Origin of the sequence: Streptomyces nymphaeiformis, assembly GCF_014203895.1 — a bacterium.
GTDB classification, from domain to species: Bacteria; Actinomycetota; Actinomycetes; order Streptomycetales; family Streptomycetaceae; genus Streptomyces; species Streptomyces nymphaeiformis.
On sequence record NZ_JACHJY010000006.1, the window covers coordinates 124,636 to 136,919 of the forward strand.

Annotated in this window: 13 protein-coding genes; 8 read left to right on the plus strand and 5 right to left on the minus strand. The window is 72.0% G+C overall.

Features of this window, described 5'->3' with window-relative positions; genetic code table 11:
- The first annotated feature begins 23 nt into the window (after positions 1-23).
- The gene (locus GGE06_RS21120) at positions 24-416 is read left to right on the plus strand and encodes an SCO4983 family protein (protein ID WP_116159113.1); all 393 of its coding nucleotides are present in this window, start codon (positions 24-26) and stop codon (positions 414-416) included.
- An 82-nt stretch (positions 417-498) separates the two neighbouring features.
- Here the strand turns inward: GGE06_RS21120 and GGE06_RS21125 are convergent, their stop codons facing one another.
- A complete protein-coding gene (locus GGE06_RS21125) occupies positions 499-810 on the minus strand; it encodes a hypothetical protein (RefSeq protein WP_184931461.1) in 312 nt (103 codons plus the stop codon).
- A 201-nt stretch (positions 811-1,011) separates the two neighbouring features.
- On the opposite strand from GGE06_RS21125, the gene GGE06_RS21130 reads away from it, so the two are divergent.
- The 5 genes from GGE06_RS21130 to GGE06_RS21150 are packed head-to-tail and all read left to right on the plus strand — an operon-like array spanning position 1,012 to position 6,624.
- Entirely contained in the window at positions 1,012-2,148 is a 1,137-nt protein-coding gene (locus GGE06_RS21130) for a hypothetical protein (protein ID WP_181924526.1), read from the plus strand.
- Positions 2,145-3,362, plus strand: coding sequence for a toxic anion resistance protein (locus tag GGE06_RS21135; RefSeq protein WP_184931462.1), 1,218 nt, complete (start codon positions 2,145-2,147; stop codon positions 3,360-3,362). Before GGE06_RS21130 ends, GGE06_RS21135 begins: the two co-directional genes overlap by 4 nt.
- Positions 3,359-5,071 (plus strand): substrate-binding and vWA domain-containing protein, encoded by a 1,713-nt coding sequence (locus GGE06_RS21140; protein WP_312883220.1) that lies wholly within the window; start codon positions 3,359-3,361, stop codon positions 5,069-5,071. The genes GGE06_RS21135 and GGE06_RS21140 overlap by 4 nt, the downstream gene beginning before the upstream one ends.
- Positions 5,058-5,648 carry a hypothetical protein gene (locus GGE06_RS21145; protein WP_116159116.1) on the plus strand — a complete coding sequence of 197 codons (591 nt, stop codon included), beginning with the start codon at positions 5,058-5,060 and terminating at the stop codon, positions 5,646-5,648. Before GGE06_RS21140 ends, GGE06_RS21145 begins: the two co-directional genes overlap by 14 nt.
- A gap of 34 nt (positions 5,649-5,682) precedes the next feature.
- Positions 5,683-6,624 (plus strand): poly-gamma-glutamate hydrolase family protein, encoded by a 942-nt coding sequence (locus GGE06_RS21150; RefSeq protein ID WP_184931463.1) that lies wholly within the window; start codon positions 5,683-5,685, stop codon positions 6,622-6,624.
- Between the two features lie 122 nt (positions 6,625-6,746).
- Here the strand turns inward: GGE06_RS21150 and GGE06_RS21155 are convergent, their stop codons facing one another.
- Positions 6,747-8,570 carry a phosphoenolpyruvate carboxykinase (GTP) gene (locus GGE06_RS21155; RefSeq protein ID WP_116159118.1) on the minus strand — a complete coding sequence of 608 codons (1,824 nt, stop codon included), beginning with the start codon at positions 8,568-8,570 and terminating at the stop codon, positions 6,747-6,749.
- Between the two features lie 197 nt (positions 8,571-8,767).
- Between GGE06_RS21155 and trhA the strand changes: the two genes are divergently transcribed.
- Together trhA and GGE06_RS21165 are read left to right on the plus strand one after the other, a co-directional pair.
- The gene (trhA, locus tag GGE06_RS21160) at positions 8,768-9,451 is read left to right on the plus strand and encodes a PAQR family membrane homeostasis protein TrhA (protein ID WP_116159119.1); all 684 of its coding nucleotides are present in this window, start codon (positions 8,768-8,770) and stop codon (positions 9,449-9,451) included.
- Positions 9,452-9,482: 31 nt separating this feature from the next.
- Positions 9,483-10,079 (plus strand): TetR/AcrR family transcriptional regulator, encoded by a 597-nt coding sequence (locus tag GGE06_RS21165; RefSeq protein ID WP_312883221.1) that lies wholly within the window; start codon positions 9,483-9,485, stop codon positions 10,077-10,079.
- On the opposite strand, the gene GGE06_RS21170 is transcribed toward GGE06_RS21165, so the two are convergent.
- The 3 genes from GGE06_RS21170 to GGE06_RS21180 are packed head-to-tail and all read right to left on the minus strand — an operon-like array spanning position 10,039 to position 12,249.
- Positions 10,039-11,079, minus strand: coding sequence for a glycoside hydrolase family 26 protein (locus GGE06_RS21170; RefSeq protein ID WP_312883222.1), 1,041 nt, complete (start codon positions 11,077-11,079; stop codon positions 10,039-10,041). The two genes, GGE06_RS21165 and GGE06_RS21170, sit on opposite strands and share 41 nt — an antisense overlap.
- A 1-nt stretch (position 11,080) precedes the next feature.
- On the minus strand, positions 11,081-11,728 hold the full coding sequence (locus GGE06_RS21175) for a vitamin K epoxide reductase family protein (protein WP_116159121.1): 648 nt from the start codon (positions 11,726-11,728) through the stop codon (positions 11,081-11,083).
- A 17-nt stretch (positions 11,729-11,745) separates the two neighbouring features.
- Entirely contained in the window at positions 11,746-12,249 is a 504-nt protein-coding gene (locus GGE06_RS21180; RefSeq protein WP_220378532.1) for a DUF5949 family protein, read from the minus strand.
- Positions 12,250-12,284: the final 35 nt, after the last annotated feature.

Genomic DNA, 12,284 nt, shown 5'->3' on the forward strand with positions numbered 1-12,284 from the left:
GAGCACCTCAGGAGGCCATCCCCATGTACGAACCGATCCGCACGAAGTCGGTCCACCGGATGGCCGACGACGCCCAGGACGCGTACCCGCACCGTTCCCGCGAGGAGGAGCTGGACATCCAGCTCGCCGGACACCTCGCCGCCCTGCTCGCCGTCACCGACGAGCTGGGCGACACGGAGGCGGGCGAGCTCATCGCCCGGCAGGTGGCGCGGCTGCGCGGCGCTCCGCCCGCGCGGCACGCCGGACTGAGCCGCGCGTCCGCGCAGGACCTGCACCGCAGGGCGCACGCCCTCGCGGGCCGCGCACTGGTCGTCGCCGCCTCCCGGGCCGACACGGCCGCCGCGATCCTCGCCGCCGGGCGCATGGACGCGCACACCGCGGCGCTGGCCGGGGACACCCTGGTCACCGCCCCCTGACGGCCCCGGTCCGCGTGGCACGAACCACGCGGACCGGGCGCCACCCACCCGGCACACCCGACGGGACACCGCCCGGAGCGCCTCACGGGCCGGCGGTCGCCACCGGTTCCGCCGACCGGAACTCGGCGTCGTGGACGACGCACCGCGGCACGCCCCCCGCGTACGCCCTCGCGCCCACGGCCTTCGTCCGGCCGATCGCCCCGACCGCGAGGCCCCCGCCGGTCCCGACCCCCCGGTCGACGGCCTCCTCCCGCTCGTCCTGGAACTCCACCGTCACCGTGTAGGCGCCCTCGCGGGCCGCCCGGCCGGTGACCGACAGTTCGGCCACCGGCCGCCCCGTGGCCGGGTCGAGGGCGCACCGCGCCACCGTCACGTCGTCGGACGGGAACCGCATGTCCTCGTGGTTCCTCCCGAGGCGTAGATGTACGCGGTGATGCCACCGACCGGCACCAGCACGACCATCGCCGCCAGCAACACGACCACCCGACGCGGCATCCCGCCACCCCCTCCGTCGAGGGGGCCCACGGTACCCCCCGCTCCGGTTCGGTACCGGGATCGCTCCTTCACCCCCCGTACACCCAACTCCCCCTGGAACGTGGGTTTCCGCGAGCACGCTGCCCGCGTGAGACGCATCCTGGGAATCGTCCTGGCCGTCCTGCTCCTCGGCGGCGTGGCCGCCGTCCTCGTGACGGGCGGCGACAAGGACACAGGCACGGCAACGAAGACCGTGCGAGGAGTCATCGGATCGGAGAAGGCCGAGTTCTTCGCCGATCCGGAGGTCGTGAAGGCCCTGGCCGCCGAGGGCTTCACCGTGACCACCGAGACCTCCGGGTCCTGGGACATGGAGGAACTGCCGCTCGACGGCTACGACTTCGCCTTCCCGTCCTCCAAGGGCCCGGCCGACGAACTGCGCGCGAAGGCGCAGCGGAAGACGAAGGACAAGGCGGCCAGCGCCCCGCTGCGGCCGTTCTACTCGCCGCTCGTCGTCGTCGCGCACAGCGCCGCCGCGCAGGTCCTCGCCGCCAACGGCCTGGCGACCCTCGGCCCGCGCGGCACGAGCGGCACCCTGAAGATGGACGCCTACCTCGCGGCGGCCCGCGCCGACCGGACCTGGCAGCAGCTCAAGGGCTCCGCCGGACACGCCGAGCTGAGCGGCACCCTCTTCATCACCTCCACCGACCCGGTGGCCTCCAGCTCCGGCGCCCTCTACCTCGCCGCCGCCAGCTACGTCGCCGACGGCGGGCGGGTCGCGGGCGACAAGGCCGCCGTCGACCGCACGGCCCCGCTCATGCACAAGCTCGTCCAGGTGCAGGGCGCCCAGCAGTCGAGTTCGGACGCGCCGTTCCGGGACTTCGTCAGCGGCGTCGGCAACCCGCTCGTCCTCGTGTACGAGTCGCAGGTCGCCTCGCAGCTGCTCGCCGGACGGCCGATGGGCGACCTGGTCGTCCTCTACCCGGACACCACGGTCAACAGCGACCACACCCTCGTACCGCTCACCGAGAACGGCCGCAGGCTCGGCGAACTCCTCTCCACCGACCCCGGGTTGCGCAAGCTCGCGGTCCGCCACGGCTTCCGTCCGCAGGGCGCGGCGAGCGAGTTCACCGCCGCGACCGACGGCCACTCCACATACCTCAACCAGACGCTGACCGGAGTCCGCCAGGCGCCCGTGCCCACCAGCAAGGTGCTGCACGAGATGGCGCTGCGGGCCCGCGACCAGGGGGACACCGCATGACCACGCCCGCCGATCCGAGAAGAACGATGGCCCTGACCCCGCCCGAGCAGGACGCCCCGCTCGTCCTCACCCCGCCCGAGCCCGTGCCGGTCGTCCGCGCCGAGCAGGCCTCCGGCCTGGTGCCGCTGGACGAGTCGGTCCGTACGGAGATGTCCCGTCGGGCCGACGAGTACGTCGGCTCGCTGTCCGGACTCGACCCGCGCTCCCCCGAGTTCGCCGGCCGCATCGGCGAGATCGCGGCGCTCGGCGCGGGCGAGATCCGCTCCGCCGCGAACCAGTCGAACCGCATGCTGGACCGCACGATCCGCTCCCTCGGCGAGGGCGCGGGCGGCGGCGACACGCAGACCCGCGTCGGCTCCTCCCTCGTCGAACTCCGCCGCACCGTCGAGGACCTGGACCCCCGGGACACCCCCGGCAAGGGCTTCAAGGGACTGCTCTCGAAGCTGCCCGGCGGCAACAGGTTCCGCGACCACGTCGCCAAGTACGCCTCCTCGCAGGCCACGCTGAACCGGATCGTCGATTCGCTGCGCGGCGGCCAGGACGAACTGCGCCGCGACAACGCCGCGTTGCAGACCGAGCGGGCCCGGCTGTGGGAGACCATGGGCAAGCTCCAGGAGTACGCGGTGCTCACCGACGCGCTCGACGCGGCCGTGGAGGAGCGCATCGCGCAGACCCCCGACCCGGCCCAAGCGGACGCGCTCCGCGCCGACGTCCTCTTCCCGGTCCGGCAGAAGCACCAGGACCTGCTGACCCAGCTCGCCGTCTGCGCCCAGGGATACCTGGCGATGGACGTCGTCCGCCGGAACAACGACGAGCTGATCAAGGGCGTCGACCGGGCCGCGACGACGACCCTGCAGGCGCTGCGGATCGCGGTGATGCTCGCCTCGGCTCTCCAGAACCAGCGGAAGGTCACCGAGCAGGTGACCGCGATACGCCGGACGACCGAGGAGATCGTCCGGACCAACGCCGACATGCTCGACCGGCAGGCCGGCGAGATCCAGCGGATCGCGGCGGACCCGGCGGTGGGCGCGGAGACGCTGCGCACCGCCTTCCAGCAGATCTACCGGACGCTCGACGCCATCGACACGTACAAGGTGCGGGCGACGGAGTCGATGGCGGCGACGGTCGAGTCGCTCACGGCCGAACTCCAGGAGGCGAGCGCCCACCTGGACCGCAGCCGCCGCAACGGCGCCCTGGAGGGTGGCCTCTCGTGAACCACGCCACCCCGAGACCCGCCCGACGCGTCGCCGCGCGACTGCGCCGCACGGCGGCCGGCACCGTCGCCCGCCTCGCGGGCGGCCGGAGCGGCGCCCGCGCCACGACGGCCCCGCGCGGCACGACCGCCGCCCGCGCCGCCCGCGCCGGCACCGCCCTCCTCGCGCTCGCGCTCCTCGCCACCGCCTGCTCCGGCGGAGACGGCGGTGGCGACGGCGGCGGCGACCGCCCCGGCGGGCAGGGCATGGAGTACAAGGCCGGCACCCTCCGGGTCCTCGCCTCCTCCGAGCTGGCCGACATGGGCCCCGTCCTCGACGAGGCCGCCAAGGCGACCGGAGTCACCGTCCGTCCCACCTACGCCGGCACCCTGGACGCCGTCGAGCGCATCGCGTCCGGCGAGGCGGACAAGGGCTTCGACGCCGTCTGGCTCTCCTCGAACGACTACCTCCGGCTCCGTCCCGACACGGCGAAGAGGATCACCAACGAGACGCCGGTCATGACCTCGCCGGTGGCGCTCGGCGTGCGGCCCGCCACGGTCGCCCGGCTCGGCTGGGACCCGGCGAAGGTGACCTGGTCGCAGCTGCACCGGGCGGTCGCCGACGGCAGGCTGACGTACGGCATGACGGACCCGAAGCGCTCCAACTCCGGTTTCTCCGCGCTCGTGTCGGTCGCCTCCGGGCTCTCCGGCGCCCAGTCCGCGCTGACCGAGGCGGACGTGCGCAAGGCCACCCCGAAGCTCAAGGAGTTCTTCACGGGCCAGAAGCTGACCTCGGGCTCCTCCGGCTGGCTCGCCACCGCGTACACCCGCCGCACCGACGTCGACGCGCTCGTGAACTACGAGTCCGTGCTGCTGTCCGCGCCCGAGAAGCTGACCGTGATCCGGCCGTCCGACGGTGTCGTGACCGCCGACTACCCGCTCACCCTGCTGACCTCCGCCCGCCCGGAGGCGAAGGAGGCGGCGGCCCGGCTCACCACGTACCTGCGCACCCCGGGCGCCCAGCGGCGGATCACCGAGACGACCCTGCGCCGCCCGGTCGTCGCCGGGGTCCGCCCGGCCTCCGCGCTCGCCCGTGACCCGCGCCGCGAGCTGCCGTTCCCGGGCAGCCGGGCGGTCGCCGACGGCCTGCTCGACGCGTACGACAACACCCTGCGCCGGCCCTCCCGCACGGTCTACGTGCTCGACACCTCGGGCTCCATGGGCGGCGAGCGGCTCGACCGGCTGAAGTCGGCGCTCGCCGAACTGACCGGCGACTTCCGGGACCGGGAGGAGGTGACCCTGATGCCCTTCGGCTCCTCGGTGAAGCAGAGCGAGGTCCGTACGCGCACGGTCGACCCGGCCTCCCCGAAGGCCGCGCTCGACGCGATCCGCGACGACGCCGGGAAGCTCTCGGCCTCGGGCGGCACGGCGATCTACTCCAGCCTCCAGGAGGCGTACCGCTTCCTGAGCAGGAAACCCTCCGACGCCTTCACCTCGGTCGTCCTGATGACGGACGGGGAGAACACCGACGGCGATCCGGCGTCCGCCTTCGACGCCTTCTACCGCTCCCTCCCGGCCGCGCAGCAGCGCACGCCGGTCTTCCCGATCCTCTTCGGGGACTCCGACCGGGGCGAGCTCGACCACATCGCGGGCCTGACCGGCGGAAAGCTCTTCGACGCCACCCAGGGTTCGCTCGACGGCGCGTTCGAGGAGATCCGTGGGTACCAGTAGCCGCCTGTTCGGGTACCTCGAGTCCCGGAAGAACATCACCGGCAGCGTCTGCGGTCTGGCCGGCGTGGGGATCACCCTCACCGGCGCGGCGGGCGGTCTGTGGCCGCTGGTGATCGGGGGTCTGTACGCGGCGGGGGCACTGATCGCCCCGCCCGAGCGGCCCGACACCCCGAGCTTCCCGTCCGCGGACGAGCAACTCGACGCGCTGCGGGCCGATTTCGCGACCCTGCGCGCGTACCTGACCGAGGTGGAGCTGCCGCCGTCCGCCCGCGAGCGGCTCACCGCGCTCGACACCCTGATCGAGGCCCTGCTCGAACCGGGCTGGGTGAGCGACCCGGAGCACCTGCACGTCCTGGCCCGCGCGGTGCGGCAGGACGTCCCGGAGGCCGTCGACACCTTCGTACGGACCCGGTGGTGGTCGCGGTTCACGCCGGGCGCCGAGCCCCCGGAGAGCCACCTCGAACGCCAGCTGGCCGCGCTCCACGAGGAGATGACCGCGATCGCGGCCGCCCTGCGGGACGCGGAGGCGATCCGGCAGGAGACCCACACGCGCTATGTGGAGGAGCGGGGCAACTGAGCTGCCGAGTCGGGCGACGTCGTATGTTCCGCGCATGACATCTTCACAGCACACCGCATCCCGCCGTACCGTCCTCACCGCCCTGGCGGCAGCGGCCACGGCGGGCGCCCCGCTCCTCTCCCAACTCGCCACCGCAGCCCCGGCGTTCGCCACCGGCGACAACGACACCTACAACTCCAACACGGACCTCTACAAGGGCATCCCGTACCCCACCAAGGAGGGCGAGGACTTCGGCCGCCGCTACCGGCGCCACGAGCAGTTCGACGGCTACCTCTCCAAGGTGGCCGTCTACGAGAAGAAGACGGCGATCCTGGCGATCCACGGCGGCCAGATCGAGCGGGGCACCTCCGAGCTCTGTCTGGCGATCGCCGGATACGACCCGGCGGACGCGACGGATCCGACCAGGGCGCCGCTGCTTCCCACGGTCCACGACTACTGGATGTTCGAGGGGATGCGCTCGTCGAACAACAGCCAGCTGCACGTCACCTCGGTGAACTGTGACGACCACGTCGCGAACGTGCTCACCGCGAGCCACCTGAACGTGCTGAGCCTGCACGGCTGCCAGTACAGCCAGCTCGGCATCCCCGACACGATGGTCTGGCCGTCCCAGTCGGACCCGAAGCTGGTCGTCGTGGGCGGCTTGAACAAGACCCTTCGGGAAGCGCTGGTGCACGAACTGGAGACGGCCGGGTTCCCGGCGCTCGACGCCCTCTCCGACGAGTGGCGTGACCGTTACAACCTGGCGGACTTCGCCGGTGCGGCCACGAAGAACATCTGCAACCGGACGTTGATCGGCGCGGGCGCCCAGCTGGAGATCACCGAGGACATGCGCCGGTCCCTCTTCGGCCCCGAGGTGACGGACTTCGACTGGAAGAGCGGCCGCATCGCCACCTGGAACAACCCCCGCTTCCTCGCCTTCCGTGACGCCTGCCGCCGGGCCGTCGCCACCGTCGAGGCCGGCCAGACCATCCTGTAGCGGACATGCGCCGGCCCCCGGAGCCTGAGGGGGCTCCGGGGGCCGGTTGCGTCGTGATGAGCCGTCGTGACCCCACTGGTCAGGGCGGTAGTTCGGGGCAACCCACCACGAGTTCGGGTGGACTAGCCGAGGCGCTCCACGAGCGCGTTGTACTGGTCCCACAGCTCCTTCGGCGTGTGGTCGCCGAAGGTGTTCAGGTGGTCGGGGACGAGGGCGGCCTCTTCGCGCCACACGTCACGGTCGACCTTGAGGAGGAACTCCAGGTCCTCGGCCGGCAGGTCCAGGCCCTCGGTGTCCAGGGACTCGGCGGTCGGGAGGATGCCGATCGGGGTCTCGACGCCCTCGGCCTTGCCGTCGAGGCGCTCGACGATCCACTTCAGGACGCGGCTGTTCTCGCCGAAGCCGGGCCAGACGAACTTGCCGGCGTCGTTCTTGCGGAACCAGTTCACGTAGTAGATCTTCGGGAGCTTCGCGGCGTCCGCGTTGGCCCCGACCTTGACCCAGTGGGCCATGTAGTCGCCCATGTTGTAGCCGCAGAACGGCAGCATGGCGAAGGGGTCGCGGCGCAGCTCGCCGACCTTGCCCTCGGCGGCGGCGGTCTTCTCGGAGGCGACGTTCGCACCGAGGAAGACGCCGTGGTTCCAGTCGAAGGACTCGGTGACCAGCGGGACGGCGGAGGCGCGGCGGCCGCCGAAGAGGATCGCCGAGATCGGCACGCCCTTCGGGTCCTCCCACTCCGGCGCGATGATCGGGCACTGCCCGGCCGGGACGGTGAAGCGGGCGTTCGGGTGGGCGGCCGGGGTCTCGGACTCCGGCGTCCAGTCGTTGCCCTTCCAGTCGATGAGGTGCTTGGGCGCCTCTTCGGTCATGCCCTCCCACCACACGTCGCCGTCGTCGGTGAGCGCGACGTTCGTGAAGACGGAGTTGCCCCACATGGTCTTCATGGCGTTGGCGTTGGTGTGCTCGCCGGTGCCGGGCGCGACGCCGAAGAAGCCGGCCTCGGGGTTGATCGCGTAGAGGCGGCCGTCCTCGCCGAAGCGCATCCAGGCGATGTCGTCGCCGATGGTCTCCACGGTCCAGCCGGGGATGGTCGGCTCCAGCATGGCGAGGTTGGTCTTGCCGCAGGCCGACGGGAAGGCGGCGGCGACGTACTTGGCCTCGCCCTGCGGCGGGGTGAGCTTCAGGATGAGCATGTGCTCGGCGAGCCAGCCCTCGTCACGCGCCATGACGGAGGCGATGCGGAGCGCGTAGCACTTCTTGCCGAGCAGGGCGTTGCCGCCGTAGCCCGAGCCGTACGACCAGATCTCGCGGGTCTCGGGGAAGTGCGAGATGTACTTGGTGGTGTTGCAGGGCCACGGCACGTCGGCCTCGCCCTCGGCGAGCGGCGCGCCGAGGGTGTGGACGGCCTTGACGAAGAAGCCGTCGGTGCCGAGCTCGTCGAGGACGGCCTGTCCCATGCGGGTCATGGTGCGCATGGAGACGGCGACGTACGCGGAGTCGGTGATCTCGACGCCGATGGCGGAGAGTTCCGAGCCGACCGGGCCCATGCAGAAGGGCACGACGTACATGGTGCGGCCCTTCATGGAGCCGCGGAAGATGCCCTTCTCGCCCGCGAAGATGTCCTTCATCTCCGCCGGGGCCTTCCAGTGGTTGGTCGGGCCCGCGTCCTCCTCCTTCTCGGAGCAGATGAAGGTCCGGTCCTCGACGCGCGCGACGTCGGACGGGTCGGAGGCGGCGTAGTAGGAGTTCGGGCGCTTGACCGGGTCGAGCTTCTTGAAGGTCCCCTTGGCGACGAGCTCCTCGCAGAGGCGCTCGTACTCGGCCTCGGACCCGTCGCACCAGACGATGCTGTCGGGCTGGGTGATCTCGGCGATCTCGTTCACCCAGGAGACGAGCTCCTGGTGCTGGGTGGGGACGTCGGTGGGAGCCGCGTTGTCGCGCGCCACGATTGCTCCTTGTTGAGGGGTTTTTTAGATGTCTGCCCCGTGGGGGCCGCGACCCGGATGCTTCGTAGCTGCTCATCCGGTGCCGACCGCACTCATTTGATCATCCGATGGATCCGCCCATATGTCCAGGGGGGTGCACACGTGAGCATCGCCACTCATATCCGGTACCTACGGGGGCGTAGCTAGGATTCCGTCCTATGACTGCAGCCACGCCGGAAGTGACCATCGAGCGCCCCGTGCCGCTCCCGACGAAGCCCCGGCTCAGGGGATGGCTGCACGCGGGCATGTTCCCCGCCGTGATCGTCGCGGGCCTCACCCTCGTCGCCCTCTCCGACTCGCCCCGCGCCCGCATCGCCTGCGGGATCTACGTCCTCACCGCCTGCCTGCTCTTCGGCATCAGCGCGCTCTACCACCGCGGCAACTGGGGCCCGCGCGCCGAGGCCGTGCTCCGGCGCCTCGACCACGCCAACATCTTCCTGATCATCGCGGGCACCTACACCCCGCTCACCCTGCTGCTGCTCCCCGACTCCACGGCGAAGCCGCTCATGTGGGCGGTGTGGGCCGCGGCCGCCGCCGGCATCGCCTTCCGCGTCTTCTGGGTCGGCGCCCCTCGCTGGCTGTACACGCCCTGCTACATCGCGATGGGCTGGGCCGCCGTCTTCTTCCTGCCCGACTTCATGCGCGCGGGCGGCATCGCGGTCCTCGTCCTCGTCGTCGTCGGCGGACTGCTCTACAGCGCGGGCGGCGTCATCTACGGCATCAAGCGCCCGAACCCCTCGCCACGCTGGTTCGGCTTCCACGAGGTCTTCCACTCGCTGACCCTCGCGGCCTTCATCGTCCACTACGTCGGCATCTCGCTGGTGGCCTACCAGCACGCCTGACCGGCCCGTCCGACCTGGGACAATGGGGTCCATGAGCCTGCGCGAACGCAAGAAGGCGAAGACCCGCGCGGCGATCCGGCAGGCCACCTACCGGCTCGCCGCCGAGCAGGGCTGGGACGCCGCCACCACCGAGCGCATCGCCGCGGCCGCCGAGGTCTCCCCCTCCACGGTCGTGCGCTACTTCCCGGTCCGGGAGGACATCCTCCTCACCGCCGAGAACGACGAGGAGCTCGAAGCCCGGCTGCGCGCCCGCCCCGCCGCCGAGGAACCGCTCGACTCGCTCCGGGCGGTCGTCCTCGAAGCCGTCCGCGCCTCCCTCGACGAGGAGCCCGAGGACACCCTGCTGCGGGCCCGGCTCATGGCGGAGATCCCCGCCGTCCGCGCCCGGCTCACCGAGACCACCGCGGAGACCGGCCGCCGCCTGGCCCGCGCGATCGCCGACCGCACCGGCCGGGACGCGGACGACCTGGAGGTACGGGTCTTCACGGCGTCGGCCCTCGGCGCCCTGCGCGAGGCGGTCCTGTACTGGGCCGAGCGCGGCCGCACCGACGACCTCGTCGCCCTCCTGGACGCCACGGTCGACACCCTCAAGACGGGCCTGACGCCCCGGGTCCCAGCGCGCCCTTGACGATCCGCGCCGACTCCGGATTGGCGTCGCACTGCCACACCCCGTGCGGGCAGTAGTCGGTGACGGTCTGGTACACGGGCCGGTACGCCGCGAACCAGTCCAGCATCCCCCGCACGTACGCCGGGTTGTCCCCGTTCCTGAACAGCCCCCACTCCGGGTACGAGACGGGCTTGCCGTGCGCCGCCGCGAACCGCACGTGGTGCGCGAGCCCGTACTCCTCGTACACCTGCTCCTCGAAGGAGAGCCCGGCGGGCTGGTCGTAGGCGTCCATTCCGATGATGTCGACGACGTCGTCCCCCGGGTAGCAGTGCGGCCAGGGGATGGCGTCGAGCCCGCGGCTCGGGGTGAAGTCGAAGCGGAACCGCTGCCCCGGCACCCCGCGCAGCACCCCCACCACCCGCCGCCAGTACGCCTTCCAGGCCGTCGGGTCCGGCCGGCAGCGATGGCTGTACGTGGTGCCGTTCATCTCCCAGCCGAGCACGAGGACCGCGTCGCCGAGCCCCTGCGCCACCAGCCGCTCCCCCAGCGTCCGGAAGTGCCCGTCGAACGCGCCGTCCGCGCCCCGCCGCAGTCCGGCCCGCACCTCGGTGTCCGGCAGCCCGGCCTCGTTGCGGTCGAGCAGCGGCACGTTGAGGACGAAGAGCCGCCCCGGCCGCTCGGCCTTCCAGCGCGCCCAGGGCCCGAACAGCGCCGGATGCCCCTCGATGTTGGACCAGCGGTCGCCCGGCAGATAGGTGTGGCCGACGGTCAGCGAGTCCCCGCCGAGCCAGGCCTGCACCTGCGCGATCCGCCGCACCCCGGCCTCGTCGGAGCCGGTGAAGAACCCCGACGGGACGCCCGGCAGCGGCTGTTGCTCGGGCGCGGGCTCCGATCCGCCGTGCCGGCCGCCGGGCGGGATCCGGTCGGTCACGAGGAGGAGTACGGCAACGGCCGCGAGCAGCACGGTCAGTGCGGCCCGCGGCCAGGTCAACCAGGGGAGCCGGGCGGGGGGTCGGCTCACTTCAGCTCGTCCAGAAGTCCCACCAGCGGGTCAGGATCAGCATCCCGATGATCCCGATGTGCAGGACGGGCAGGGCGAAGGTGAACTCGCCGAGGAAGGTCCGCAGCGCCGCCGGGGCGGGCAGCACGCGCTCCCGGACGTTGTGCGCGGTGACGTACCAGAACATGGTGATGGTGGCGACCCAGGCCAGGCAGCACCACAGGCAGAGCGAGTTGATCTCGTACAGCGACTGGTACATCAGCCAGGTGCAGAAGCCGACCCCGAAGAGCATCCCGGCGTTGAGGCCGAGCCAGAACCAGCCCCGGTAGCGGGCCCCGGCGAGGAGCCCGGCGCCGACGGCCACGACGACGCCGTACGTGACGAGCCCGAGCATCGGGTTCGGGAAGCCGAACACCGACGCCTGCGCGCTCTTCATGATGTTGCCGCAGGACACGACCGGGTTCAGGCTGCACCCGGGCTGGAAGCCGGGGTCCTCCAGGAGCAGGAACTTGTCGATCGTGATCACCCAGCCGGCGAGCACGCCCGCCGCGCCGGTGACGAGCAGCAGCCAGGCCAGGGCGCGGCCCGCGCCGATCGGCCCGCCGGTCTCCGGCGCGGTCCCGTCCTGCCGTTGACCCGGCACCCCGCCCCGTACGTTCACCGTCGCCATGACGCGGCTCCTTCCGCTCAGCCCTGGATGCGGCGGACCGGCAGCAGGACGTGGGCGCAGTCGGCGAGCGTCTCCTCGTCCGAGACGAAGGCCCGCAGCATGGCCTCGTCGACGGGCTGTCCGGGCACGCCCTCGGACCAGGGCCGTACGGAGCAGAGGAAGTAGACCTTGCCCTGCTCGCGGGCGGCCGTCTGCCACTCGCCGGGCACCGGGCACTGCACCTTCAGGAAGGGCAGCGTGAGCACGGCGGAGCCGCCCTCGACGAGCAGCGTGGCGTTGATCCCGGCGTCCTTCTCCAGGTCGAAGAGCCGGTCGCCGACCGAGAGCTTCATCGACTCCAGGGCCGCGCGCATCGCCTGCTGCCCGGCCTCCGGACCGTCCCGGCCGTCACCGAGCGAATAGGCCATCAGGAACGGCGTTCCCGCCGAATCGGCGGAGGGCTCGCTGGCCCACGGAATCACCGTGAGAGTTCCCAGCGGAGAGGCGCTGCGCGCCGACGAGACGACGTTGGAAGTGGTCATGCAACCGGATGCTAATGCGCCGACCACCCTTTCCC

Bases quoted from the DNA above. Each gene is read 5' to 3' on its own strand.
- GGE06_RS21120 (WP_116159113.1), top strand. From the start codon at position 24: ATGTACGAACCGATCCGCACGAAGTCGGTCCACCGGATGGCCGACGAC.
- GGE06_RS21125 (WP_184931461.1), bottom strand. From the start codon at position 810: ATGCGGTTCCCGTCCGACGACGTGACGGTGGCGCGGTGCGCCCTCGAC.
- GGE06_RS21135 (WP_184931462.1), top strand. From the start codon at position 2,145: ATGACCACGCCCGCCGATCCGAGAAGAACGATGGCCCTGACCCCGCCC.
- GGE06_RS21150 (WP_184931463.1), top strand. From the start codon at position 5,683: ATGACATCTTCACAGCACACCGCATCCCGCCGTACCGTCCTCACCGCC.
- trhA (WP_116159119.1), top strand. From the start codon at position 8,768: ATGACTGCAGCCACGCCGGAAGTGACCATCGAGCGCCCCGTGCCGCTC.
- GGE06_RS21165 (WP_312883221.1), top strand. From the start codon at position 9,483: ATGAGCCTGCGCGAACGCAAGAAGGCGAAGACCCGCGCGGCGATCCGG.
- GGE06_RS21175 (WP_116159121.1), bottom strand. From the start codon at position 11,728: ATGGCGACGGTGAACGTACGGGGCGGGGTGCCGGGTCAACGGCAGGAC.
- GGE06_RS21180 (WP_220378532.1), bottom strand. From the start codon at position 12,249: ATGACCACTTCCAACGTCGTCTCGTCGGCGCGCAGCGCCTCTCCGCTG.